The organism is Pseudomonas canadensis (assembly GCF_030980095.1).
GTDB classification, from domain to species: Bacteria; Pseudomonadota; Gammaproteobacteria; order Pseudomonadales; family Pseudomonadaceae; genus Aquipseudomonas; species Aquipseudomonas canadensis.
On record NZ_CP133298.1, the window covers coordinates 3,205,657 to 3,228,258 of the forward strand.

General features: G+C 60.5%; 29 protein-coding genes and 1 pseudogene. 20 read left to right on the top strand and 10 right to left on the bottom strand.

Annotated elements, in window-relative coordinates; all coding sequences use genetic code 11:
• Positions 1–188: 188 nt before the first annotated feature.
• A complete protein-coding gene (locus tag RB216_RS14515; RefSeq protein WP_028616218.1) occupies positions 189–374 on the top strand; it encodes a hypothetical protein in 186 nt (61 codons plus the stop codon).
• Between the two features lie 142 nt (positions 375–516).
• A complete protein-coding gene (locus RB216_RS14520; protein ID WP_016974790.1) occupies positions 517–798 on the top strand; it encodes a hypothetical protein in 282 nt (93 codons plus the stop codon).
• A gap of 9 nt (positions 799–807) precedes the next feature.
• On the opposite strand, the gene RB216_RS14525 is transcribed toward RB216_RS14520, so the two are convergent.
• The 4 genes and pseudogenes from RB216_RS14525 to RB216_RS14540 form a co-directional block, all read right to left on the bottom strand.
• On the bottom strand, positions 808–1,038 hold the full coding sequence (locus tag RB216_RS14525; protein ID WP_068933096.1) for a hypothetical protein: 231 nt from the start codon (positions 1,036–1,038) through the stop codon (positions 808–810).
• 76 nt (positions 1,039–1,114) lie between these two features.
• Positions 1,115–1,963 carry a c-type cytochrome gene (locus tag RB216_RS14530; protein WP_372514808.1) on the bottom strand — a complete coding sequence of 283 codons (849 nt, stop codon included), beginning with the start codon at positions 1,961–1,963 and terminating at the stop codon, positions 1,115–1,117.
• Between the two features lie 62 nt (positions 1,964–2,025).
• Positions 2,026–2,672: pseudogene (locus tag RB216_RS14535) on the bottom strand (c-type cytochrome).
• Positions 2,673–2,848: 176 nt separating this feature from the next.
• Positions 2,849–3,202, bottom strand: coding sequence for a hypothetical protein (locus RB216_RS14540; RefSeq protein ID WP_028616222.1), 354 nt, complete (start codon positions 3,200–3,202; stop codon positions 2,849–2,851).
• Between the two features lie 214 nt (positions 3,203–3,416).
• Between RB216_RS14540 and RB216_RS14545 the strand changes: the two genes are divergently transcribed.
• The 4 genes from RB216_RS14545 (at position 3,417) to ada (ending at position 5,704) form a co-directional block, all read left to right on the top strand.
• Positions 3,417–3,719: a DUF1883 domain-containing protein gene (locus RB216_RS14545; protein WP_003191319.1), complete on the top strand. Its 303-nt coding sequence runs from the start codon at positions 3,417–3,419 to the stop codon at positions 3,717–3,719.
• Between the two features lie 25 nt (positions 3,720–3,744).
• Positions 3,745–3,912 (top strand): hypothetical protein, encoded by a 168-nt coding sequence (locus RB216_RS14550; RefSeq protein ID WP_016974793.1) that lies wholly within the window; start codon positions 3,745–3,747, stop codon positions 3,910–3,912.
• A 4-nt stretch (positions 3,913–3,916) separates the two neighbouring features.
• Complete coding sequence (alkB, locus tag RB216_RS14555; RefSeq protein WP_308907454.1) at positions 3,917–4,582, top strand: DNA oxidative demethylase AlkB; 666 nt, start codon at positions 3,917–3,919, stop codon at positions 4,580–4,582.
• A 75-nt stretch (positions 4,583–4,657) separates the two neighbouring features.
• Positions 4,658–5,704 (top strand): bifunctional DNA-binding transcriptional regulator/O6-methylguanine-DNA methyltransferase Ada, encoded by a 1,047-nt coding sequence (ada, locus tag RB216_RS14560; protein WP_308907455.1) that lies wholly within the window; start codon positions 4,658–4,660, stop codon positions 5,702–5,704.
• Here ada and RB216_RS14565 read toward each other — a convergent pair.
• Positions 5,701–6,279: a CGNR zinc finger domain-containing protein gene (locus RB216_RS14565; protein ID WP_028616225.1), complete on the bottom strand. Its 579-nt coding sequence runs from the start codon at positions 6,277–6,279 to the stop codon at positions 5,701–5,703. The genes ada and RB216_RS14565 overlap by 4 nt on opposite strands.
• A 173-nt stretch (positions 6,280–6,452) precedes the next feature.
• Between RB216_RS14565 and RB216_RS14570 the strand changes: the two genes are divergently transcribed.
• From RB216_RS14570 to RB216_RS14605, 8 genes are all read left to right on the top strand, one after another.
• The gene (locus RB216_RS14570; RefSeq protein ID WP_028616226.1) at positions 6,453–7,331 is read left to right on the top strand and encodes an alpha/beta fold hydrolase; all 879 of its coding nucleotides are present in this window, start codon (positions 6,453–6,455) and stop codon (positions 7,329–7,331) included.
• A gap of 109 nt (positions 7,332–7,440) precedes the next feature.
• Positions 7,441–8,502 carry an NAD(P)H-dependent flavin oxidoreductase gene (locus tag RB216_RS14575; RefSeq protein ID WP_028616227.1) on the top strand — a complete coding sequence of 354 codons (1,062 nt, stop codon included), beginning with the start codon at positions 7,441–7,443 and terminating at the stop codon, positions 8,500–8,502.
• A gap of 113 nt (positions 8,503–8,615) precedes the next feature.
• Positions 8,616–9,374: a molybdate ABC transporter substrate-binding protein gene (modA, locus tag RB216_RS14580; protein ID WP_028616228.1), complete on the top strand. Its 759-nt coding sequence runs from the start codon at positions 8,616–8,618 to the stop codon at positions 9,372–9,374.
• On the top strand, positions 9,375–10,055 hold the full coding sequence (gene modB / locus RB216_RS14585; protein WP_016974800.1) for a molybdate ABC transporter permease subunit: 681 nt from the start codon (positions 9,375–9,377) through the stop codon (positions 10,053–10,055).
• A gap of 5 nt (positions 10,056–10,060) precedes the next feature.
• Positions 10,061–11,140 (top strand): molybdenum ABC transporter ATP-binding protein, encoded by a 1,080-nt coding sequence (gene modC, locus RB216_RS14590; protein ID WP_068933381.1) that lies wholly within the window; start codon positions 10,061–10,063, stop codon positions 11,138–11,140.
• A gap of 78 nt (positions 11,141–11,218) precedes the next feature.
• Positions 11,219–12,256: a DNA topoisomerase IB gene (locus RB216_RS14595; protein ID WP_122727140.1), complete on the top strand. Its 1,038-nt coding sequence runs from the start codon at positions 11,219–11,221 to the stop codon at positions 12,254–12,256.
• Positions 12,257–12,380: 124 nt separating this feature from the next.
• A complete protein-coding gene (locus RB216_RS14600; RefSeq protein WP_308907456.1) occupies positions 12,381–14,003 on the top strand; it encodes an ATP-binding cassette domain-containing protein in 1,623 nt (540 codons plus the stop codon).
• A 69-nt stretch (positions 14,004–14,072) separates the two neighbouring features.
• On the top strand, positions 14,073–14,777 hold the full coding sequence (locus RB216_RS14605; protein ID WP_068933079.1) for a YoaK family protein: 705 nt from the start codon (positions 14,073–14,075) through the stop codon (positions 14,775–14,777).
• A 146-nt stretch (positions 14,778–14,923) separates the two neighbouring features.
• Here the strand turns inward: RB216_RS14605 and RB216_RS14610 are convergent, their stop codons facing one another.
• The 4 genes from RB216_RS14610 to RB216_RS14625 all read right to left on the bottom strand — a co-directional run bounded on the left by RB216_RS14610 (position 14,924) and on the right by RB216_RS14625 (position 16,740).
• Positions 14,924–15,277: a hypothetical protein gene (locus RB216_RS14610; protein ID WP_028616233.1), complete on the bottom strand. Its 354-nt coding sequence runs from the start codon at positions 15,275–15,277 to the stop codon at positions 14,924–14,926.
• A 172-nt stretch (positions 15,278–15,449) separates the two neighbouring features.
• Complete coding sequence (locus RB216_RS14615) at positions 15,450–15,761, bottom strand: AzlD domain-containing protein (protein ID WP_028616234.1); 312 nt, start codon at positions 15,759–15,761, stop codon at positions 15,450–15,452.
• Complete coding sequence (locus RB216_RS14620) at positions 15,758–16,453, bottom strand: AzlC family ABC transporter permease (RefSeq protein ID WP_028616235.1); 696 nt, start codon at positions 16,451–16,453, stop codon at positions 15,758–15,760. Before RB216_RS14620 ends, RB216_RS14615 begins: the two co-directional genes overlap by 4 nt.
• Positions 16,454–16,524: 71 nt before the next feature.
• The gene (locus tag RB216_RS14625; protein ID WP_005788169.1) at positions 16,525–16,740 is read right to left on the bottom strand and encodes a hypothetical protein; all 216 of its coding nucleotides are present in this window, start codon (positions 16,738–16,740) and stop codon (positions 16,525–16,527) included.
• A 177-nt stretch (positions 16,741–16,917) separates the two neighbouring features.
• Between RB216_RS14625 and RB216_RS14630 the strand changes: the two genes are divergently transcribed.
• The 6 genes from RB216_RS14630 (at position 16,918) to RB216_RS14655 (ending at position 21,288) form a co-directional block, all read left to right on the top strand.
• Positions 16,918–17,274: a metalloregulator ArsR/SmtB family transcription factor gene (locus RB216_RS14630; RefSeq protein WP_028616236.1), complete on the top strand. Its 357-nt coding sequence runs from the start codon at positions 16,918–16,920 to the stop codon at positions 17,272–17,274.
• Between the two features lie 19 nt (positions 17,275–17,293).
• Positions 17,294–18,577 (top strand): arsenic transporter, encoded by a 1,284-nt coding sequence (locus tag RB216_RS14635; protein ID WP_068933073.1) that lies wholly within the window; start codon positions 17,294–17,296, stop codon positions 18,575–18,577.
• A 14-nt stretch (positions 18,578–18,591) separates the two neighbouring features.
• Positions 18,592–19,062 carry an arsenate reductase ArsC gene (locus tag RB216_RS14640; RefSeq protein ID WP_068933070.1) on the top strand — a complete coding sequence of 157 codons (471 nt, stop codon included), beginning with the start codon at positions 18,592–18,594 and terminating at the stop codon, positions 19,060–19,062.
• Positions 19,063–19,073: 11 nt separating this feature from the next.
• Positions 19,074–19,760, top strand: coding sequence for an arsenical resistance protein ArsH (gene arsH, locus RB216_RS14645; protein ID WP_028616239.1), 687 nt, complete (start codon positions 19,074–19,076; stop codon positions 19,758–19,760).
• A 50-nt stretch (positions 19,761–19,810) separates the two neighbouring features.
• A complete protein-coding gene (locus RB216_RS14650) occupies positions 19,811–20,602 on the top strand; it encodes a helix-turn-helix transcriptional regulator (protein WP_308907457.1) in 792 nt (263 codons plus the stop codon).
• A 74-nt stretch (positions 20,603–20,676) separates the two neighbouring features.
• Positions 20,677–21,288 (top strand): LysE family transporter, encoded by a 612-nt coding sequence (locus tag RB216_RS14655; RefSeq protein ID WP_028616241.1) that lies wholly within the window; start codon positions 20,677–20,679, stop codon positions 21,286–21,288.
• Here the strand turns inward: RB216_RS14655 and RB216_RS14660 are convergent, their stop codons facing one another.
• Complete coding sequence (locus RB216_RS14660; protein WP_236321038.1) at positions 21,289–22,596, bottom strand: MFS transporter; 1,308 nt, start codon at positions 22,594–22,596, stop codon at positions 21,289–21,291.
• Between the last annotated feature and the right edge of the window lie 6 nt (positions 22,597–22,602).

A 22,602-nucleotide genomic window follows, 5' to 3' on the forward strand; every position in this document is an offset into this window, starting at 1 on the left:
TCCGCTGGCCTTATGGACCGCGCTCCCACCGCCGCGGCAAAAAACGGCTGCACCTCAATGTTTCAAAGGGCTGCACTCTTTTTAGCACGCTTTTGCAACCGGAACACTGACCTGGAATAACTTGCGCTGAATCGCTGCATTTGGCGCTATCATAAGGCCCTTGAACCACACCACGAGATACTTGATAGATGTCAGAACCAAAAGGCGTGAACGGCTACCTGATCACACAGCGAGCGGACGGTTGGCACTTGATCAACTTCCACGGTGACAGCGTCGCCGGGGTATTCCCGACCGAAAGCCAGGCTATCGCGGTAGCTGAGGTGTTTGTGGATGAAGCGGGCCACGCATCGAGCAAGCGGCCGAAGGGCAAGTAAGCGTCCAAGCGCTGCGCAAAAGCCCCGTTTGACCGGGGCTTTTTTGTGTTTGTCTGTACGTACATGGCAGTTCGCTATAATCTCGCCGAAACGCCCCACGACAGTGTCAGCGCCCTTCCAACACCCTCGATGATGAACACACATGAACAAGATTCTGGCACTGACTGCGGTACTGGCACTCGCCGGCTGCACCACCACTTCTGACGTCTACCTGAAAAACGGTGAACAAGGTCTGACCATCGATTGCTCAGGCGAAGCCAATTCCTGGGCCAGCTGCTACGAAAAGGCTGACGCCTCGTGTGCCGGTACCGGCTACCGCATCGTCGGTACCGAAGGCACGCCGTCGCTCAAGGAAAGCGACAAGACCCTGGGGCAGGACGTGGGTAACTACAAGAGTCGCAGTGTAGTGGTGGTCTGCAAATAAGCTTGAGGCTTACAACTGAATATCGGCAAACTTGATGCCCAGGCTGCGGATGGTCTCCACCAGGTCATCCAGGCGCGCGAACGACTCGACTTCATCCTGATCGTCCACCAGGAAAAAACTGCGGCCGCCGCTTTTCTTGAAGAATACGATCCACTCCCCAAGATCGGCAGGGTTCTGGATGATGTGAGTGGCCGATATCTGGCCTTCGGCCTGGCGAGCCCTGACGTGTTCACGCTTCATGAAAGACTTCCCAAAAAGGCAGATGCCGCACAAACCGAGGGTTTGCGCGGCATTTTTGCATTGATCGGGTAACAGTTTAACGGATGCCCTGCCCGATCAGCACGCCTTCTACGTTTTGGCCGTAGAGATTGACGCCATCGTTGGCGTGGAACTTGACCCGGGTTTTCTCCACAGAACCGTCAACCAATCGCGGATCCTGCGGCCGTTCATGGCTGTTGACATAGGCTGCAACGTCCCAGGCTTGCTGGTCGCTCAAGCTGCCGCCCTTGCCCAGCGGCATGTTGTGTTTGATGAAGGACGCCGCCGTATTGATGCGGTGCATGCCGGCGCCCCAATTGTAGGAATCCTTTCCCCACAGGGGTGGCATCACATAGTGCTCACCGACCTTTTGGCCCTGCCCTTCGCCGCCGTGGCAGACCGCGCACTGCTCCTGGTACACCTGGGCACCCTGAGCCAGGTTATAACCCTTGGCCGGTTGCGCAACGTCTGGGTAGCCACGACCAGGCAGCTCGACACCCAGCGGTGCCTTGCTCGCCAGCCAGTAGGCATACACCGAAAGCGCGGTGATCTCAGAGCTGTCTGCGGCCGGGGGTGTGCCGCCGTTCATACTGAACTGGAAACAGCCCTGCAATCGCTCGGCAAAGGTATTGACCTTGTCGTTTTTCTTCCGATAGGCCGGGTACATCGGGTACGCAGCCCACAGTGGCGCCGAGTTGGCGAGGCGACCCTGGTCCAGGTGGCAGTTGCTGCAGTTGAGTCCGTTACCGACATATTTCGGTGCCAGCCGCTGAGTATCCACGAACAACGCATACCCCTCTCTCACCAGCTTGCCGTAAGCATTGTCGGGCAGTTCGCTCTCTTGAGGCGGCCGGAATTGGCTGACCGCAGCGTGGCTGGCGGGTTGCAACTGTGATTGGTCTACCATGGCGATCGTGGCGGCGTTAGCCGAGGGAACAGCCAATAGGCCCAAGGCTAATATCAACGGACTCATGGCTTGGCCTCCAGTTTCAGCGAAGCGAAATACTGGGCCACACCCTGCACTTCTTCTGCCGTGAGGGACTTAGCGATGTGCCCCATCAAGTCATTCGGATCATTGTGGCGGGTGCCATTTTGCCAAGCCATCAATTGCGCTGCCAGGTAAGCGGCGGGTTGGCCGGCCAGGGGCGGGAATGCGTCACCGACCCCCGTCCCTGCTGGGCCATGACAACTGGCACAGGCCGGAATCTGCCGTTCCCAGGCGCCTTGTTGTGCGAGCTTTTGTGCAGCATTGAGCGGCATATCGCCGCGATAGACCGCCTGTGGAACAGGCCCCGGCATTGCCGCCAGCGCCTGACTGACCGCCTCGATTTCAGCGTCCGTGAGCGCGTTCGCCACCGGCTGCATCACGGGATTTGAACGGCTGCCACCTTTGAAATCCTCCAGTTGTTTACGCACATACGGCGCGGGCAAACCCGCTAACCGGGGAAAGCCTGCTGCGGCCATCCCGCGCCATCGGCACCATGACAGGCTACACACGGCATGGCACCCGGCTGCGAACCGCCCTCGGCAAAGATCTTCCTCCCCTCCAGCGCGTGGGCATTGCCCAATAGCAACAGCAGCGCACTGCCCATCAGTACTCGTTCCAGAGACATCATCACGGCTCCATTTTATAGTTATATGCTTAGACTCTTACGGCATAAGCCTACAAATGGTAGGGGAATGACCCCCTCGCGACAACTCCAAAAACGCAGCACAAAAAAAAGCCTGGCTTTACGCATACGCGGCCAGGCTTTTTTATCGGATTGGAAGTCGCTGGGTTGAACAGGCCAGATCAGCCGGAAATGCAGTCCTCGCCGGCCTTCTTCACGTCACCCGGACGGATCGGCACATTGGACATGCTCTCGTAAAGCTTGATGCTACTGCCACTGGAGCGCTCATCGATCTCGAAGATCGCCGAAGGATCGGCCGAGAATTTCTGCGGCACAATCACCTGCACACCGCCGTCCTTATGCGGTTCGATCTGCGGCGGCCGGCGAGTCGCCGACAGCTTCTGTACCACACACGCAGCGTATTCCTTCGGTTTTTTACCGGAAATCACTGCCAAGGTCGGAGGGGTCTGCTTGATATCTGCAACCGAAGCACACCCACCAATCGCCAGGGCCAGAACCAACACACTCCATTTCATACTAAAACCTCCGATAAAGACCCTACGACAGCGGAGATGGTAATTTTCTCCCGCCCAAGTAGGATTTATCCCTGATAACTCGGTAAATAACTGTTTTAAATTGTCGACGTCGTTGAAGACGGGCCGATAATAAACACGCTGGGGCTGATAAACTCCATCTTAACCTACGTATCGTTCTGATTTTTCAGAAAAAGCCCTTCTGGAGTCTCCACCCATGAAATTCATCCACCAGCGTGAGCACCTCAACGAGGGCGACATTGTCGTCATCGAATGCTCTCAGACTTGTAATATCCGTCTGATGAGCGATGCGAATTTTCGCAGCTTCAAGAATGGCGGCCGTCACACCTATCACGGCGGCGCCTTCGACAAGTTCCCCGCCAAAATCACTGCGCCGAGCACCGGGTTCTGGAACATCACGCTGGACGTAGTCACGCGTCGCGCAATCAGCGTCACCCGCAAACCCGCGTTGTCCCACAAGATCCGCATTGTGCGTCGTACCAGCTCCAAGCTGAGCTGATCCGCACACTTCACAGGAAATAGTCGTGAACACCACTACCAAATACGTGATCAAGTACAAGCTCAACGGCGAACGCCGCTTTGAGTTCGCCCAGCTGCAGACCAATAGCGTGGAAGAAGCCAAGCAAGCCCTGGCGAAAATTCACGATGCCAGTGATGAAATCACCGACATCAATGTGAGCAAGGCGCTGTAAGCCGATGCCCGGCCCCACCGCTGACCTGTTCACCGACGACGCCCTGCAACAACCCGCAGGGCGTGAGCAAATTGGCGAACAGTCCTACGTATTAAGGGGCTACGCCCTGCCCTGGATTGAGCGCCTCCTGCCGGAGCTGCGGCGGGTGCTGGCTCAATCACCGTTTCGACAAATGGTCACACCCGGCGGCTTTACCATGTCGGCGGCATTGAGCAGTTGCGGAGACCTGGGCTGGACCACTGACACGTCCGGCTACCGCTACTCGCCACTCGACCCGCGCAGCCAGCAGCCGTGGCCGAAGATGCCAGATGTCTTGCGTCAATTGGCGGTGCACGCGGCGGCAGAGGCGGGTTTTCCCGACTTTGTCCCTGATGCCTGCCTGATCAACCGCTATGTGCCCGGCGCCAAAATGTCCCTGCACCAGGACAAAAACGAACGTCGCTATAGCGAACCGGTTGTATCTGTGTCGCTTGGCCTGCCGGCGATTTTCCTGTTTGGTGGACACGAACGCAGTGACAAAACCCGGAAAGTCTCACTGTTTCATGGCGACGTAGTGGTCTGGGGCGGCGTGGATCGCCTGCGCTTCCACGGAGTGATGCCGATCAAGGACGGTGTGCATCCGGTCATGGGGCCGCAACGCATCAACCTCACGTTTCGCACTGCCGGTTGATTTGACCGCAAGCTTCAGAGTGCCAGGTAGGCGCGGCGCGATTAATCTGAACGGAATCCATCAGGAGTGCCAAGCATGACAACCGAACAGGACCCACGCTGGGCGGCGATCCTCGCCCGCGACCCCAAGGCTGATGCGCTGTTCGTCTACGGCGTGAAGACCACTGGCGTGTACTGTCGCCCCAGCAGCGCCTCACGTTTACCGCGCCCGGAAAACATCGAGTTCTTCGACACCCCGGTGCAGGCCGAAGCCGCCGGTTACCGCGCCAGCAAACGTGCAGCGGGAGACCAGACTCTGCTGGTTGCGCACCACGCGCAATTGGTGGCGCAAGCTTGCCGACATATCGAACAAGCCGAGACGCCGCCCAGCCTGAATGCGCTGGCCGCCCAGGCCAACCTGAGCCCTTTCCACTTTCACCGCGTGTTCAAAACCGTCACCGGCCTGACGCCTAAGGGCTATGCCACCGCGCACCGTTCGCGCAAGGTGCGCGATGGGCTCAAAAGCTCGCACTCGGTGACGAACGCGTTGTATGACGCCGGCTTCAATTCCAATAGCCGCTTTTATGAATCGGCTGACCAGCTTCTCGGCATGAAACCCAGCGACTACAAAGCTGGCGGCACTAACACGGCGATCTTGTTCGCTGTCGGGCAGTGTTCACTGGGGGCGATCCTGGTGGCGCAGAGCGCCCGTGGCGTCTGCGCGATTCTGCTGGGGGAGGATCCCGGCCAATTGGTGCGCGATCTGCAGGATCAGTTTCCCAAGGCCGAACTGGTAGGCGCCGACCAGCGCTTCGAGCAGTTGGTGGCACAGGTCGTGGGGTTTATCGAAGCACCTGCGCTCGGCCTGGACCTGCCCCTGGATCTGCGCGGCACGGCATTTCAGGAGCGGGTGTGGCAAGCCTTGCGCGAAATTCCAGCGGGGAGCACGGCCAGTTACGCGCAGATCGCAGAGCGCATTGGCGCGCCGAAATCGTTCCGCGCGGTGGCTCAAGCGTGTGGCGCGAACAGCCTCGCGGTCGCCATTCCCTGCCATCGTGTGGTGCGCAGCAACGGCGACCTGTCGGGCTATCGTTGGGGCGTGGAACGTAAGCAGCAGTTGCTGGAGCGTGAGCGCAAGGGTTAACCCAGCTTGCGCTTGCGAAACTCGGCGACTTTATGCCGGTTGCCACACAGCGCCATGCTGCACCAACGGCGCTTATGGGCCTTGGTGCGATCGTAGAACCACAACACGCATTCCGGATGTTCGCAGGTGCGGATCAGGTTGAAATCCCCGTCCACCAACAACCGCGCTGCGGCTTCAGCAATCATCGAGAAAAATTGCTCCGGGGTTTGCAGCTTGCGCTGACGCTCAACGCGTAGTTCCCCCGACGCCGGCCAAGCCAACTGCGGATGGCTGACGGCCTTGCGCAAAAAGCCATTCAGTGCGGCTGGATCGCCTTGCGCTCCTTCCTTGCGCGCTTCCAGCAATACACGGATCACCTCGCGCAACTCCCGGCCCACCCGGAGCAAAGCGCCCGCTTCAAACACAGGCACCTGCTCCTCCTCAACCCACCCCAGGCGCACCAGCCAACGTTCGACGTCGGCATCGGACTGCCAGAAGTCATGCGGTTGGGCGTCGACATTGGCGCGCGTGTTGAGCATGTCCAGCACCGGGTCGTCGGCGAGTACATAAGGTTCAAGGGAGGCTGGGATAGTCATGGTCATTCCTCGTCAGGGCGTCGACATAGTAACCGCTATCTAGCCACTTGGATAGTTACACAAAATTAATCTGAAACCGTTATAAATAGTTTGACAGGTTACTTTTTTCGGCACAGCCTTTGAAAGCGGTAACCAGTATATCAATCCAATCAAGTTACAAAGGTGCTCTCATCATGACCCTTCCAAGCTCCGTCGTTCACTACCGCCATGTCGATGCCGACGGCGTACGCATGTTCTACCGCGAAGCCGGTGCCCCCTCCGCGCCGGTCATGTTGCTGCTGCACGGTTTCCCCAGTTCGTCGCATATGTACCGCGACCTGATCCCGTTGCTCGCTACGCGCTTTCGGGTGATCGCACCGGATTTGCCGGGTTTCGGTTTTACCGAGGTGCCTGCCGAGCGCGACTACCACTACAGCTTCGATAACCTGGCGATCACCGTCGGACATTTTGTCGATGCGCTGGAATTGACGCGTTACGCGCTGTACGTCTTCGACTATGGCGCACCAGTAGGTCTACGCCTGGCAGTGGCGCACCCGGAACGGGTCAGCGCGCTGATCTCGCAAAACGGTAACGCCTACCTGGAAGGTCTGGGGGACGCCTGGGCACCGATTCGCGCCTACTGGGCCGAACCAAGCCAGGCCAACCGCGAGGTGATCCGCAATGCGGTAATCAGCCTGGAAGGCACGCGCTACCAGTACCTGCACGGCGTGAATCAGCCCGAGTTGGTGGCACCGGAGTCCTACATGCTCGACGCACTGCTCATGCAGCGACCCGGCAATGACGAGATCCAGTTGGACCTGTTCCTCGACTACCGCAACAACCTGACGCTGTACCCGGCGTTCCAGGCCTTCTTCAAGGCCAAGCAAGTGCCAACACTGGTGATCTGGGGCCAGAACGATCCGTTCTTCATCCCGCCAGGTGCACACGCCTATCAAGCCGACAACCCAAACGCGGTGGTGGAACTGCTCGACACCGGCCACTTCGCCCTGGAAACCCATGCGGCCCATATCGCCGAGCGGATTCACGCGGTGCTGGGAGACGCCTTCAACTAATGGCACATCACGAAACGTGCCGCTCGTCCAGTGAATAAAACAGAGTGGCCGGGGGTCATGGGCCCTGCTAAAACAGGGCAAAGCCTCACTAACGCTGGAGAGACATCCCATGAGCACCTGGCCAGACACCCGCATTATCGATCTGCTGGGGATCGAACTGCCCATCATCCAGGCGCCCATGGCCGTGGGCACCACCACGGCCATGGTCATCGAGGCCAATAGAGCTGGCGCGCTGGGCTCATTGCCAGCGGCCGCACTGAGTCTCGCGCAACTGCGCGAAGCGCTGGCCGCTATCCGTGAGGCCAGCCCACGCCCGATCAACGTCAACTTCTTCTGCCACCAGCCGCCAGCCCCCGACGCAGCGCGTGATCGGCGCTGGAAGGACTTGCTGGAACCCTACTACCGTGAATTGGGTGCCGATTTTGAGGCGCCGACGCCCGTGTCCAACCGCGAACCGTTTAATGAAGCGGCTTGCCAAGTCATCGAGGAATTCCGTCCCGAAGTCGTCAGTTTTCACTTCGGCCTGCCAGAAAAAGCCCTGTTGGATCGGGTAAAAGCCACGGGTGCGAAAGTGCTGTCCTCGGCCACCACCGTGGAAGAAGCAATCTGGCTGGAGCAGCACGGCTGCGACGCGATCATCGCCATGGGCAGTGAAGCGGGCGGGCATCGTGGCTTGTTTCTCAGCGATGACCTCAATACCCAGATCGGCCTGTTCGCCCTGCTGCCGCAAGTGGTCGACGCCGTCAGCGTGCCGGTGATTGCCGCCGGCGGGATCGGGGATGCACGCGGGATTGTCGCGGCCTTTGCCCTGGGCGCCTCGGCGGTACAGATCGGCACGGCTTACCTGTTTACGCCTGAAGCCAATGTCACGCCTTCGCACCACCACGCATTGCGCCATGCCCAGGCCAGCGAAACCGCGCTGACCAACCTGTTCACCGGTCGTCCGGCACGGGGCATCGTCAACCGGGTCATGCGGGAGTTGGGTGCAATCAACCCAGCCGCGCCGGCATTCCCGACCTCCGGCGGCGCATTGATCCCGCTCAAGGCCAAGGATGAAGCAGGTTTCAGCAATTTATGGTCCGGCCAGGCGCTGCGCCTGGGCAAAGACACCACCACCTATGACCTGACGCGCGAACTGGCGGAGCAGGCCTTGGCCAAACTCAACCCGTAGAACCTGTGGCAACTTTGCACTGTACCGGCAATGGCCAACCGCTATATATTCACATACATAGCGGTTAAGCCTTCTACCTATAACAAGCCGTACACCCTCAGAGGAGCTGCTTCATGAAGATTCACGCCTCACGCCTGGCCATCCTGGTCGCTGCCCTCGCCTTCGGTTCGGCCCATGCCGATGAAGTCCAGGTGGCCGTCGCCGCCAACTTCACCGCACCGATCCAGGCGATTGCCGCCGACTTCGAAAAAGACACCGGCCACAAACTGGTCGCAGCCTACGGGGCCACCGGCCAGTTCTACACCCAGATCAAGAATGGTGCGCCGTTCGAAGTATTCTTGAGCGCCGACGACACCACGCCGCAAAAGCTCGAAACCGAAGGCGACACCGTCAAAGGCTCGCGCTTCACCTACGCCGTCGGCACCCTGGCGTTGTGGTCCGCCAAGGAAGGTTACGTCGACGCCAAAGGTGAAGTGTTGAAGAAAAGCGAATTCAAGCACCTGTCGATCGCCAACCCGAAAGCTGCACCTTACGGCCTCGCCGCCACCCAAGTGCTGGCCAAGGAAGGTCTGACCGAGAAGGTCAAAGACAAGATCGTCGAAGGCCAGAACATCACCCAGGCCTACCAGTTCGTGTCCACCGGCAACGCAGAGCTGGGCTTTGTGGCCTTGTCGCAGATCTACAAAGACGGCAAAGTCACCAGCGGTTCGGCGTGGATCGTTCCCGCCGCCATGCATGACCCGATCAAACAGGACGCGGTGATCCTCAACAAGGGCAAGGACAGCGCCGCTGCCAAGGCGCTGGTCGACTACCTCAAGGGGCCTAAAGCCGCTGCCGTCATCAAGTCCTATGGTTACGAGCTGGCCAAGTAAATGCCGTTATCGAGTGCCGATTTTTCCGCCATCTGGTTGACCATCAAGCTGGCGTCACTGACTACCGTGATCCTGCTGATCATCGGCACTCCGATTGCCCTGTGGTTGTCACGCACCCGTTCCTGGTGGCGCGGCCCCATTGGCGCCATCGTCGCTCTGCCGTTGGTGCTGCCACCGACGGTGATCGGTTTTTACCTGCTGTTGACCATGGGGCCCAATGGCTACTTCGGGCAGTTCACCCAATGGCTGGGCCTGGGTACCCTCACCTTCAGCTTCGCCGGGTTGGTCATTGGCTCGGTGATCTATTCGATGCCGTTTGTGGTGCAGCCGTTGCAAAACGCCTTCTCCGCCATCGGCACACGCCCGCTGGAAGTGGCCGCAACCTTGCGTGCCAATCCTTGGGACACGTTCTTCACCGTCATTTTGCCCCTGGCGCGACCAGGGTTTATCACCGCCTCCATCCTGGGTTTTGCGCACACCGTCGGTGAATTCGGCGTGGTGCTGATGATCGGCGGCAATATCCCGGACAAGACCCGGGTGGTGTCCGTGCAGATCTACGACCATGTGGAAGCTATGGAGTATGCCCAGGCCCATTGGCTGGCCGGCTCCATGGTGGTGTTCGCGTTCCTGGTGTTGCTGGCGCTGTATTCCAGCCGTAAAACCAAGATGGGCTGGAGTTGATGTCGATGATTGATATACGTCTGCAACTCAAGTATTCGGGTTTTGCCCTGGAGGTCGACCTGCACTTGCCCGGTCGCGGTGTGACGGCGCTGTACGGGCATTCCGGTTCCGGCAAGACCACCTGCCTGCGCTGTATCGCCGGGCTGGAGCGCGCCGAAGACGGCTTTGTCCAGATCAATGATGAAGTCTGGCAAGACAGCCGCAACGGATTGTTCGTACCGCCCCATAAACGCGGCCTGGGCTACGTGTTTCAGGAGGCCAGCCTGTTCCCACATCTGTCGGTGCGGGCCAACCTGGAGTTCGGCCTCAAGCGCATTCCCCGTCAGCAACGCCGTGTGGATATGGCCCATGCCACCGAATTGCTAGGCATCGGCCACCTGCTCGACCGCCATCCCCAGCACCTTTCCGGCGGTGAGCGCCAGCGCATCGGCATCGCCCGCGCCTTGCTCACCAGCCCCCGTCTGTTGTTGATGGATGAACCCCTGGCCGCCCTCGATAGCCAGCGCAAAAGCGAGATCCTGCCGTACCTCGAACGCCTGCACGATGAACTGGATATCCCGGTGCTGTATGTCAGCCATGCCCAGGATGAAGTGGCGCGCCTGGCCGATCACATCGTCTTGCTCAGCGACGGCAAGGCGCTGGCCAGCGGCCCCATCGGCGAAACCCTGGCGCGGCTCGACCTGCCCCTGGCGCTGGGTGACGATGCCGGCGTGGTGATCAACGGCGCGGTCAGTGCCTATGACGATCACTATCAGTTGCTCACCCTGCAACTGCCCGCCAGCGCCTTGCACATGCGTGTAGCCCATGCGCCGTTGGCGGTGGGCAAAGCGTTGCGTATCAAGGTGCAGGCGCGGGATGTGAGCCTCAGCCTGCAAGCGGAGGAACACAGCAGCATCCTCAACCGCCTGCCGGTTACGGTCACGCAAGAGATTTCGGCAGACAACAGCGCGCATGTGCTGGTGCGCCTGGACGCGGGTGGCACGCCGTTGCTGGCGCGCATCACGCGTTTCTCCCGCGACCAACTGCAACTCCACCCCGGCCAGAGACTCTGGGCACAGATCAAGGCCGTCGCGGTGTTGGCGTAAGCAACCTTTTGGCACGACCGCACACCGCTGCGGTCCATCAGACATACCGGCCTGATTTGTTGCCAAGGAACCCGCCCCATGTCCGACTCTGCGCTGCCACGCGACCTGCATTACGTTGACGACACCCAGCCCGGCATCCGCCGCAAGACGCTGCGCGGCAAGTTCCAGTATTTCGACCCCAAGGGCGAACGCATCACGGATGCCGACGAGATCAAGCGCCTCAACGCCCTTGCCGTCCCGCCGGCCTACACCGATGTGTGGATCTGCGCCGACCCGCGCGGCCATCTGCAAGCTACCGGCCGCGATGCACGCGGGCGAAAACAGTATCGCTATCACGCGCGTTGGCGCGAAGTGCGGGACACAAACAAGTATTCGCGGCTGCAGGAATTCGGCAGTGCACTGCCGAAATTGCGCAAACAGCTCGAAGCGCAGATAGCCGAGCCCGGATTTACCCGCGAAAAGGTGCTGGCCACCGTGGTGACGCTGCTGGACGCTACGCTGATCCGCGTCGGTAATACCCAGTATGCCCGCGACAACAAGTCCTATGGGCTGACCACCCTGCGCACCCGTCATGTGGATGTAAAAGGCAGCGAAATCAAGTTCCAGTTTCGCGGCAAGAGCGGCGTCGAGCACCAAATCAGCGTTAAGGACCGGCGACTGGCGACAGTGGTCAAACGCTGCCTGGAATTGCCGGGCCAGAACCTGTTCCAGTACCTGGATGAGGATGGCGAGCGGCACACCGTCAGCTCCCAAGACGTGAATGATTACCTGCACAAACTCACCGGTGCCGACTTCACCGCCAAGGACTACCGCACCTGGGCCGGCACCGCCATGGCGTTGGCCGTGTTGCGGGAACTGGAGTGGCAGCCCGAATCCGATGCCAAAAGGCATGTTGTGTCGATGGTCAAGGATGTCGCCAAGCAGTTGGGTAACACCCCGGCGGTGTGCCGCAAGTGTTACATCCACCCTGCCGTGCTGGAGCATTTCAGCCTCGGCGAACTCTCCAAATTGCCCAAGCCGCGCCTGCGCAAAGGGCTCAAGGCCGAAGAAGTGGCCTTGGCGATGTTTCTTGAGCAATTGGCGGCGGACTTGCCGAAAAAAGCCAAGACGGGTTAGGCTTTGCCTCCCTTCTGATCCACAGGACGACCGCCGACGTGAACCACTAAGCCTTCCAAAATGTATCTGCAACGAGCCGCCTGGCGCGCTTGTTGGCCTGTCCGACATTTTTTTGGAGGTGCTGATGACTGACGTCAACCGGCTGCCCGTCCTTGTTTCCCTGCAACACCTGAGCTTCCAGTTCGCCAATGGCGAAACCCTGCTGGATGACTTGACCCTGTCCATCGATCACACACCTACCGGCATTGTGGGGCGCAATGGTCGAGGTAAAAGCATTCTCGCCCGCTTGATCGCTGGGCTGCTGGCGCCCTCCTCTGGCTCGCTGAATGGCCCAGGCCGAGTGATCTACGTTGCGCAGAGCATCGCGGTTGCGCCAGGGGAAACGGTCGCCGATCTCACCGGCACCGCAGAGATATTGGCAGCCCTTGAACGCATGACCCGAGGCGCCGCACAGGTCCAAGACCTGGAATTGATCGATGACCGCTGGGACCTGGCCGAACGCTTGCGCAGTGCCTTGGACGGCGCGGGGCTGTGGCAGCTGGCTTCTGATACCCCGGCCGACCAACTCAGCGGCGGCCAGTTGGCCAGGGTCGCTATCATCGGCGCGCTGCTGGCCGCGCCGCCGCTGCTGGTGCTCGATGAACCTACCAACCACCTCGACGGCGAAGGCCGCGCCTGGCTGCTTCGTGTGCTCAGCGCTTGGCGTGGTGGCCTGGTGGTGGTCAGCCATGATCGGCAATTGCTCAACGCCATGGCGCGCATCATTGAACTGTCGCCCCTGGGCGTAAACGTCTATGGCGGCAACTACGAGGCCTATCGCCTGCAGCGTGATGCCGAACAACAGGCCGCCATCGCCGCGCTGGACCATGCACGCCTGGAGCGCAGCCGCGAACGGCGGCGCCTGCAAAAGGAACACGACAGCCTGCAACGCAACGCCGCGCGCTCACGCAAGCATGCGGAAACCGCCAACGTCGACCGTTTCACCAAGGCGCGCTGGAAAGGCGCCGCCACGGAAATCGTCAGCACCGTGCGCAGCGCGCACTGGCAACATAAACACGAACTGGATACCCAGGTGCGCCAGGCTTATGAACGGGTCGAAGAAGAAACGCCGACGCTGTTGGCATTGCCCGCATCAGCGGTGCCCAACGGGAGGCAGGTGTTGTCGTTGGTGGACGCACAGTTGCCGTGGCTGCCGTCGACCTGTCTGAATGTGCATCTCGCAGGTCCGGTGCGCGTTGCCGTACGTGGGCCGAACGGCTGCGGCAAGTCCACGTTGCTGAAGGTACTGGCCGGTAAATGGCAGGTCGTCGCGGGTGAATGCAAGGTGCATCTGCCCTGCGCCTACATTGATCAGCACCTTGCGCTGCTGGACGATCAGCGCTCCATCGTCGAACACCTCAACCTGCTCGACACCCCCCTGGCCGAAGCCGAATTGCGTACACGCCTGGCTTTGCTGCAACTGGATGCCTTGCGCGTCACCCAACCCACCGGGCAACTCAGCGGTGGCGAACGCTTGAAGGCCGCGATGGCAATTGCCTTGTGGCGCGAAGTGCCGGCGCAACTGCTGTTACTGGACGAACCGACCAATCACTTGGACCTGGAGTCGGTGATGGCTTTCGAGCAGGCGCTGCAAGGTTTCAACGGGGCAATGCTGGTGGTCTCCCATGACGCGGCGTTCATTCTATCGATCAAGCCCACCCATTTCCTGGATTGGCACCACACAGGTTGGTCGTTGGAAGCTGTCTGAGGTCATTGCACGCGCGCTGAAAGCGTCCTACGGTAGTGGCCGGATAATCTCACCGAGGAACCCGGCCCTATGCTGCCTTCGCCCCGCAAGCCTTACGCCAATGCTGCACTCGCTCACCGGCAACGCTGGCGTGGCCGAGTCGGGCTGATGCTAGTGGCCAGCCTGTCGGTACTGGCGGGCATGACCGACGCCATCGGCTTCATGGCGAGCGGCGATTTCGTTTCGTTCATGAGCGGCAACACCACGCGTCTGGCGGTGGCGATCAGCGCGGGGGATCTTGGGCTGACCGGACGGCTGTTGTTGCTGGTCGCGACATTTGTGGTCGGCAACGCGTTGGGGGTGGTGGTCAGTCGAATGAGCCGTCGCCACGCCTTGCCGTTGCTGCTGTGTATTGCGGCGTTGTTGTGCGGCGCGGCATGGCTGCCTTACGCGGACGCGCTGCCCGCGCTGTTGGCGGCGATCATCGCGATGGGCATGCTTAATGCCGCTGTGGAAGAGGTCAACGGTTTGCCGGTGGGGCTGACTTATGTCACCGGGGCGCTTTCGCGCTTTGGTCGTGGGCTCGGGCGCTGGTTGCTCGGAGAGCGGCGCAGTGGCTGGCGCGTACAGTTGATCCCATGGGCAGGCATGTTCGTGGGGGCGGTGATTGGCGCACTGCTGGAGCAGCAGATGGGCTTGAAAGCGCTGATGGTCAGCGGCGTGTTGGCGGGGTTGCTGGGAGTGGTGTCACTGAAGATTCCCCGTCGCTGGCACTTGGGCTACATGCCGCGTTGAAGAAAGGAAGGGATGCTCGCCCGACGTTTAGGCCTCGACGTCCGTGTACTGGTAAAGAGCCATCATGTCGGGCGAGCGGGTGAATCATAAGCTAATGCCCGGCGGCTGTCGTGCCAGGCATTTCCTAAATCGTCTAAGGCAATGGATTACAGGCAGGTCGCGAGTGCGGCCAAACGACGCTTGGCGGGCATGTTGTCTTCTGCGGCGTAGTACTTGATGGAAGAACCGGCACCCGCGCTTTGCACATCAACAAAGTAATCGCCAGCGGTGGTGTACACGGTGTAACCGCCCGCCTCGATCGGTTCCTTGAAGCCGCCGGCATCAACGCCGAACACACTTTCGTCCTGCCAGCCGAACTGCACGCATTCGGCAACGACCAGGGTGGCCTTGTCCGACGCCAGGGTCTTGTAGGGCGTTCCTGCGCGCGCTTCTTTCATCTTCGAACCCGCGCAACCGGCCAGGGCCGCCAGTACCAGTGCGCCAATTACCACCTTGTGCATGCCATTGCTCCGTTGGAAAAAAACGCGACTGTAACATTGCCGCGTACCGGACTGACGGCTGCATGAACTTTGTTTCACTGTAAAGGGAGAAGGCGCGGCCTATATTGGCCACGCTCATTTTTAGAAGTCTGCCTTCGGCCCGCCCTCCCGCGGGCTTTTTTTCGCCTGGGTTTTAGAGCAACCAGCGGAACAGGTAGAACAACGCCATGCTCAACAACACGGTGACCAGCACATTGCGCGTCCAGTACATCAGCCCCACCGCGCTGATACCCGCCAACAGGTAAGGGTTGGCCGGGCTCAGGTTCAGATGATGATCCGCCAGGAAAATGATCGGCCCGCAAATTGCCGTGAGCATGCCCGGCACTGCAAACCCGAGAAATTCCCGCGCCCCTCGGTTGAGGCGCACTGGCAGGCGCGGCTCGATAAACAGGTAACGGTTGAAAAAGACCACCAGGCCCATCGCCACGATCATGATGTAGATCATTGCTGCCCTACTCCCAGTCGCTTGCAGGCATAACCCGCGCTCATGCCCAGCACGCCGGACACCACCACCGCCGATTCCCAATGCAGGAAACTCAGCCACACCGAAAACACCAGTGACACCGCCACGCAGACCACAGTGGGGACGTCACGCACCACCGGCGTGATCAGCGCGATAAAGGTGGCGGCGATGGAAAACTCCAGGCCCAGTTGGTCAAGACCGGGGATGCTCTTGCCGAGCACGATACCGGCCAGAGTGAACAGGTTCCAGGCGATATAGAACGTCAGCCCCACACCCAGCGCATACCAGCGGTTGAAGGTCTCACGGTCGTAGTGGCTGACCAGTGCGAAGAATTCATCGGTGAGCAGAAAGCCCAGGCTCATGCGCCAGCGGGTCTTGAGCGGCGACAAAATCGGACGCAGGTGCATGCCGTAGAGCAAATGCTGGGAGGTCAGCAGCAAGGTGGTCAACACGATTGAAATCAGACTGGCGCCACTCTTGACCATGCCGATGGCGACCAGTTGCGCCGCACCGGCAAACACGATGGCGGACAACCCCTGAGCTTCCAACGGGCTGAACTGCGCATCGATGGCCATGGAACCGGCCAGCAGTCCCCAAGGCGCGCAGGCCAGGGACAAGGGAATAACGGCAATGGCGCCGCGAGCGAAGGCGTAATGCGGTAAGGCGGTAGGCATGGAAACGGCTCATCGACAGACAGTCGACAAGCATGCCAGCACAACAATGGGCTTGTCTTGAACGATCTTGCTCAGGCGAGCCGGACCGACACCTGCTCCACCGAATCACGCGCTTCGCGCAACTCATAGGCATCCTGATTGAGCCGGTGAATGGTATTGAGCAGGCGCTGGCGCAGCACTTCATCACCGAGTTTTTCAACGGCGCGCATCAGGTCGAACGCCGCGGTTTCGTTATTTTCCGCGACGGAATCCAGGGTCTTGCGCAGGTTGCGAGTGGCACGGGTCACGCGGGTTCTTCCTTCATCAGCAATGGGCAGGCACTTTAGGACATTCGTGTTTCATTTTAATTTCAAACACTTGTGGCGGATTCCACGGCATTTGATCCATATCAATTGAAACGGGGTTTGACTGATACATATGGAAATCCGTATATTCGAATAACCATATATACACAGGCCTTGGCCATGTCGGACCTCATCGCCCCACCCACCCTCTTCAAATGCCTGGCCGATGCCACCCGGGCACGCCTGACGTTACTGATCCTGCGTGAAGGCGAACTTTGCGTGTGCGAACTGATCCATGCCTTGGATGACAGCCAGCCCAAGATCTCCCGCCACTTGGCGCAACTGCGCAGTTGCGGGTTGCTGCTGGATCGTCGTCAGGGTCAATGGATCTACTACCGCATCAACCCGGCATTGCCCGAGTGGGTGACCGAAGTGCTGCTTACCACCCTACAAGCCAACCAGCCATGGTTGCATAACGACGCGCAGCGTCTGGATGCAATGGGCGACAGACCACAACGGGCCAGCACCTGCTGCTGAGCCATCGGAGCCTTTATTCATGCTTGTCGCAATTGCCATTTTCATCTTCACCATCGTCCTGGTCATCTGGCAGCCCAAAGGTTTGGGTGTCGGCTGGAGCGCCACGATGGGCGCGATCCTGGCCCTCGCCTGCGGCGTGATCAGCCTGACTGACATTCCCGTGGTGTGGCACATCATCTGGAATGCCACGGGGACCTTTGTCGCGTTGATCATCATCAGCCTGTTACTGGACGAAGCCGGCTTCTTTGCCTGGACTGCGCTGCATGTCGCACGCTGGGGACGTGGACGCGGCCGACGTTTGTTTGCCTATATGGTATTGCTCGGCGCCTTGGTCTCGGCGCTGTTCGCCAACGACGGCGCGGCACTGATCCTGACGCCGATCGTGATGTCGATGCTGCTGGCGCTGCGCTTTTCTCCAGCGGCCACCTTGGCGTTCGTCATGGGCGCGGGCTTTATCGCTGATACGGCGAGCCTGCCGCTGGTGGTGTCGAACCTGGTGAATATCGTCTCCGCCGACTACTTCAAGATCGGCTTCAACGAATACGCCGCCGTGATGGTGCCGGTGAACTTTGTCAGCGTCGCGGCCACGCTGGCGGTGCTGCTGTGGTTCTTCCGCCGCGACATCCCGCGGACCTACGACCCCGCGGACCTCGAGGACCCCGCCAGCGCCATCCACGACCGCGCCACCTTCCGTGCCGGTTGGTGGGTGCTGGGCATCCTGCTGGTAGGCTGCTTTGCCCTGGAACCGCTGGGCATTCCGATCAGCGCGATTTCCGCCGTGTGCGCCGTGCTCCTGCTGGTGATCGCCGCCAAGGGCCACAAGATTTCCACGCGCAAAGTACTGAAGGAAGCGCCGTGGCAGATCGTGGTTTTTTCCCTCGGTATGTACCTGGTGGTCTATGGCTTGCGTAACGCCGGCCTCACCACCTACCTGGCGACCTGGCTCGATACCTTCGCCACTTACGGCGTGTGGGGCGCAGCCATGGGCACGGGCGTGCTGACGGCGTTGCTGTCCTCGGCGATGAACAACCTGCCGACGGTGTTGATCGGCGCGCTGTCCATCGAGTCCAGCCATGCCGTGGGCGTGGTCAAGGACGCGATGATCTACGCCAACGTGATCGGCAGTGACCTGGGCCCGAAAATCACCCCCATCGGCAGCCTCGCCACCTTGCTTTGGCTGCATATCCTGGCACGCAAGGGCATCACCATCACCTGGGGCTACTACTTCAAGGTCGGCATTGTGCTGACCTTGCCGGTGCTGTTGATCACCCTCGCCGCCCTCGCCTTGCGACTGAGTTTCTAAAAGGAGATCGCTCCATGAAAGTCCTGTTCATGTGTACCGCCAACAGCTGCCGCAGCATCCTGTCCGAAGCGATGTTCAACCACTTGGCGCCAGAAGGTTTCGAGGCGATCAGCTCCGGCAGCTTTCCCAAGGGCCTGGTCCTGCCGCGCAGCCTGAGCACCTTGCAGGCCGCCGGCATCCGCACCGAAGGCCTGTACAGCAAAGGCAACGACGCGTTCGAAGGCAGCCCGCCGGACGTGGTGATTACCGTGTGCGACAAGGCGGCCGGCGAAGCTTGCCCGGTGTATTTCGGGCCAGCGGTAAAGGCGCACTGGGGGTTGGAAGACCCTTCGGATGTGCAGGGTGACGATGCACGCGTGCAGGCGGCATTCGACGCCACGCTGAAGACCATTGCCACGCGCTGTCGAGCGTTTTTCATCCTGCCGTTTGCCGAGCTCAGCCCAACTGAACTCAAGGCAGAACTCGCTCGAATTGCCGAGCTGTAATCGGAGGCCCTATGACCACCCTGCCCAACCTGGACCTGACCCTGTTCCCGTCAAAATCGGACGGCTCAGCCCAACCACCGCGCATCCTGCTGCTCTACGGCTCGACCCGCGAACGCTCCTTCAGCCGGCTGCTGGTAGAAGAAGCCGCACGCCTGTTGCAGCACTTCGGTGCGCAAACGCGCATCTTCAACCCCAGCGGTTTGCCACTGCCCGACGATGCGCCGCGTGACCACCCCAAAGTCCAAGAGCTGCTGGAACTGATGCAGTGGTCCGAAGGCCAGGTGTGGTGCTCGCCCGAGCGCCACGGTTCGATGTCAGCGGTGTTCAAGGCGCAGCTCGACTGGGTGCCGCTGGCCCTTGGCGCCGTGCGCCCGACCCAAGGTAAAACTTTGGCGGTGATGCAGGTGTCCGGCGGCTCGCAGTCCTTCAATACGGTTAACCAGTTGCGCGTGCTGGGGCGCTGGATGCGCATGTTCACCATCCCCAATCAATCCTCGGTGCCCAAGGCGTTCATGGAGTTCGACGATCAGGACCGCATGAAGCCCTCCGCCCTGTACGACCGCGTGGTCGATGTAATGGAGGAACTGGTGAAGTTCACCCTGCTGCTGCGCGAGCGCCCGGACCTGGTGGACCGCTATTCGGAGCGCAAGGAAAGCGCCGACGAACTCTCGCACCGCGTCAATCAACGGTCGATCTGAGCCCGCTTGCCAGCGTATGCTCGTGCCTGCCTCCTGACTGAGTTGAATCAATGAGCGCCGTGCGACACGCCTGGCTGGGCCGCTATGAAATCAGCAGCACCGCCTGCACCGGCCTGACCTTTGCCCGCCATAGTCATGATGAATGCGTGATCGGCGTGAACCTGCTGGGCGAAGAAAAAGTCTGGCTCGACCGTCGGGAGTTCCACGCCGGACCCGGCTCCATCACCTTGTACAACCCCGGCCAGATTCAGGGTGGCGGCGCGGCAGACGGTGTGCCCTGGCACTTTGTGAGCCTGTACGCCACCGCGGATCAATTGGCGACGGACCTTGGGCTGGCGCATCTGGAGTTTGATCGATCACTGTGCTTCCAACCCGACCTTGCGCTGCGACTGGCGACGGCCATCAAGGGTGCGTTGAGTACCGACACGCTGGTTCGCGAACTGAATGAAGAGGCGTTGGTGCTGCTATTGGGGGAAGTCGTGGAGATCAGCGGTGTGCGTCTGCCAGGCAGCACCGACACCGGCAAGCCTCTGATCAGTCGCGCCCAGGAACTGCTTTCCGAGCAACTGCATCAACCCTTGACGCTGGACCACCTTGGCGCTGAGATGGGCCTCTCCAAATTCCACCTGCTGCGCGCCTTCCGGAAAGAAACCGGGCTGACGCCCCGTGAGTGGGCCATGCAGTTGCGTACGCGCCGCGCCAAAGGCCTATTGCGCAACGGCATGGCCGCTTCCGACGTCGCCCATCACCTGGGCTTTGCCGATCAAAGCCACCTCAATCGGCACTTTCGCTCCGCTTACGGCATCACCCCGGGTCTCTATCAAAGCGCGGTTAAACGCTGAACAGCGCAATCTGGTCCAAGACACCACCTCGGCTCATCCTCACACTGCCTGCCATCTCTTGAAGGAATGTGGGCATGCTGACGATCTTCTTTTACGCATTGGTATTCGGTTTCGTGTTCTGCCTCTCACCCGGCGCGGTGTTGGCAGAGACTTTGCGCCGTGGCTTGCTGCACGGCTTCACACCGGCCTTGCTGGTGCAGTTCGGTTCACTGGTGGGCGATGCAGTGTGGGCGATAATCGGCCTGACCGGCATCGCTTTGCTGATCCAGCATGACGCCGTGCGCGTGCCGTTGACGGTGGTGTGTGCGTTGTACCTGGCTTGGCTCGGCATTCGCAGCCTGATCGACGCCTGGAAGCTACCTGAGTCAGACGATGCACCCGCCAGCACTCGGCAAAATGCACTGGCCACCGGGGCGGCGATCTCCCTGGCCAACCCGAAAAACATTGTTTACTGGGGCGCGTTGGGCAGCGCGCTGTCAGGCATCGTCGGCACCACGCCCAGCCACGGGCAGACGCTGATGTTCTTTGCCGGCTTCATGCTGGCGTCGGTGCTGTCGTGCTTTCTGCTCGCGGGGCTGGTCAACTTGTTGCGCCAGAATGCCTCGCCCACCTGGCAGCGCATCAGTTATGCCGCCTGTGGGCTGGTGCTGATCTATCTGGCGATATTGGCCGCGCAAGGCATTTGATCAAGCTGGCCAGCGGCGGTGCAGGTCATCGATGACGTAGGCATGCCCGTGCATTCCCGCTTTATTGCGTGCCAAGTGCGGATGCCCCCCGGGCAGATCAGGGTGTTCATGCACCACCGCAGGTTGCTCATGTTCTGGCCGCCAGAGGCTGGCGCAGGCGATCAGTGCCAAGGTAGCCACAAACGCCAGGCTGGCAAATGTCTGCGACATTCCGAAGTTGGCACTGAGCCAGCCGGCCAAGGGGTAAGTCAGCAGCCAGCAGACATGCGACAACGCGAATTGCGCAGCAAACAACGCAGGCCGGTCTTCGGCATGAGCGGAGCGACGCAACAGGCGCCCGCCTGGGGTCTGCCCCAGGGAATAACCCAGGCCCAGCATCCACCACAACAGCAGCATTTGTCGGTAATCCGACAGGTAGACACCCACGCTGAGCCCCATGATCAGCAAGCCGGCGCCTGAAATCATCACGGTGCGATCACTGAGGCGCGCCAGCACCCTCGGCAACGCCCATGCAGCCATCATCGAACCGGCCCCGAACGCTGCCAGTGCAAACGCCGTGAAGCGTTGCGGCAAGGCAAATCCCGACTGTACCAGCACCACACTGTTGACGATGACCATCGCACTCGCGGCCGCCACCGCCAGGTTGAGCGCGAGCAAACCGCGCAGACGCGGGGTCGCCAGGAAAATCCGCAGACCACGGGTGGTGCGGTCATAGATACCCCGCCGCACCGCCGCTCTGGCCTGCGGCAGCAGCACCGAAGACACCAGCAGCGCCGAGATAAAAAAGCCCACTGACGTCCCGGCAAACAAGCTGTGGAAACTGATGATGCTCAGCAACATCGCCGCGAGTATCGGGCTGATCACGCTTTCCATGTCGTACGCCAGGCGCGCGAGGGACAGGGCCTTGGTGTACTGCGCTTCATCGGGGAGGATCTCGGGAATGATCGCTTGAAAGGTCGGCGTAAATGCCGCCGAGGCAGACTGCAGCACAAAAATCAGCAAATAGACCTGCCAGATCTCCGTGACAAACGGCAACGCCAAGGCGACCAGGGCGCGGATCAGGTCCAGGCTAACCAGCATCGCCCGGCGCGGCAAACGCTCGGCAAAGGCTGCCGCCACCGGCGCAACGCCGATATAGGCCGCCATCTTGATCGCCAACGCCGTGCCGAGCACGGTACCGGCTTGATCACCCGCCAGGTCGAATGCCAGCAGCCCCAGGGCCACCGTCGTCAAGCCAGTGCCGATCAGCGCAATAATCTGAGCGAAGAACAGGCGCCGGTACGTCTTATTGCTCAGCACATCGAACATGGGAAT

Bases quoted from the DNA above. Each gene is read 5' to 3' on its own strand.
- RB216_RS14655 (WP_028616241.1), top strand. From the start codon at position 20,677: ATGCTGACGATCTTCTTTTACGCATTGGTATTCGGTTTCGTGTTCTGC.
- RB216_RS14530 (WP_372514808.1), bottom strand. From the start codon at position 1,963: ATGGTAGACCAATCACAGTTGCAACCCGCCAGCCACGCTGCGGTCAGC.
- RB216_RS14575 (WP_028616227.1), top strand. From the start codon at position 7,441: ATGAGCACCTGGCCAGACACCCGCATTATCGATCTGCTGGGGATCGAA.
- ada (WP_308907455.1), top strand. From the start codon at position 4,658: ATGACAACCGAACAGGACCCACGCTGGGCGGCGATCCTCGCCCGCGAC.
- RB216_RS14570 (WP_028616226.1), top strand. From the start codon at position 6,453: ATGACCCTTCCAAGCTCCGTCGTTCACTACCGCCATGTCGATGCCGAC.
- RB216_RS14565 (WP_028616225.1), bottom strand. From the start codon at position 6,279: ATGACTATCCCAGCCTCCCTTGAACCTTATGTACTCGCCGACGACCCG.
- RB216_RS14620 (WP_028616235.1), bottom strand. From the start codon at position 16,453: ATGCCTACCGCCTTACCGCATTACGCCTTCGCTCGCGGCGCCATTGCC.
- modA (WP_028616228.1), top strand. From the start codon at position 8,616: ATGAAGATTCACGCCTCACGCCTGGCCATCCTGGTCGCTGCCCTCGCC.
- RB216_RS14600 (WP_308907456.1), top strand. From the start codon at position 12,381: ATGACTGACGTCAACCGGCTGCCCGTCCTTGTTTCCCTGCAACACCTG.
- RB216_RS14635 (WP_068933073.1), top strand. From the start codon at position 17,294: ATGCTTGTCGCAATTGCCATTTTCATCTTCACCATCGTCCTGGTCATC.
- RB216_RS14615 (WP_028616234.1), bottom strand. From the start codon at position 15,761: ATGATCTACATCATGATCGTGGCGATGGGCCTGGTGGTCTTTTTCAAC.
- RB216_RS14595 (WP_122727140.1), top strand. From the start codon at position 11,219: ATGTCCGACTCTGCGCTGCCACGCGACCTGCATTACGTTGACGACACC.
- RB216_RS14520 (WP_016974790.1), top strand. From the start codon at position 517: ATGAACAAGATTCTGGCACTGACTGCGGTACTGGCACTCGCCGGCTGC.
- RB216_RS14660 (WP_236321038.1), bottom strand. From the start codon at position 22,596: ATGTTCGATGTGCTGAGCAATAAGACGTACCGGCGCCTGTTCTTCGCT.
- RB216_RS14640 (WP_068933070.1), top strand. From the start codon at position 18,592: ATGAAAGTCCTGTTCATGTGTACCGCCAACAGCTGCCGCAGCATCCTG.
- RB216_RS14650 (WP_308907457.1), top strand. From the start codon at position 19,811: ATGAGCGCCGTGCGACACGCCTGGCTGGGCCGCTATGAAATCAGCAGC.
- RB216_RS14605 (WP_068933079.1), top strand. From the start codon at position 14,073: ATGCTGCCTTCGCCCCGCAAGCCTTACGCCAATGCTGCACTCGCTCAC.
- modB (WP_016974800.1), top strand. From the start codon at position 9,375: ATGCCGTTATCGAGTGCCGATTTTTCCGCCATCTGGTTGACCATCAAG.
- RB216_RS14540 (WP_028616222.1), bottom strand. From the start codon at position 3,202: ATGAAATGGAGTGTGTTGGTTCTGGCCCTGGCGATTGGTGGGTGTGCT.
- RB216_RS14525 (WP_068933096.1), bottom strand. From the start codon at position 1,038: ATGAAGCGTGAACACGTCAGGGCTCGCCAGGCCGAAGGCCAGATATCG.
- arsH (WP_028616239.1), top strand. From the start codon at position 19,074: ATGACCACCCTGCCCAACCTGGACCTGACCCTGTTCCCGTCAAAATCG.
- RB216_RS14515 (WP_028616218.1), top strand. From the start codon at position 189: ATGTCAGAACCAAAAGGCGTGAACGGCTACCTGATCACACAGCGAGCG.
- alkB (WP_308907454.1), top strand. From the start codon at position 3,917: ATGCCCGGCCCCACCGCTGACCTGTTCACCGACGACGCCCTGCAACAA.
- modC (WP_068933381.1), top strand. From the start codon at position 10,061: ATGATTGATATACGTCTGCAACTCAAGTATTCGGGTTTTGCCCTGGAG.
- RB216_RS14610 (WP_028616233.1), bottom strand. From the start codon at position 15,277: ATGCACAAGGTGGTAATTGGCGCACTGGTACTGGCGGCCCTGGCCGGT.
- RB216_RS14545 (WP_003191319.1), top strand. From the start codon at position 3,417: ATGAAATTCATCCACCAGCGTGAGCACCTCAACGAGGGCGACATTGTC.
- RB216_RS14630 (WP_028616236.1), top strand. From the start codon at position 16,918: ATGTCGGACCTCATCGCCCCACCCACCCTCTTCAAATGCCTGGCCGAT.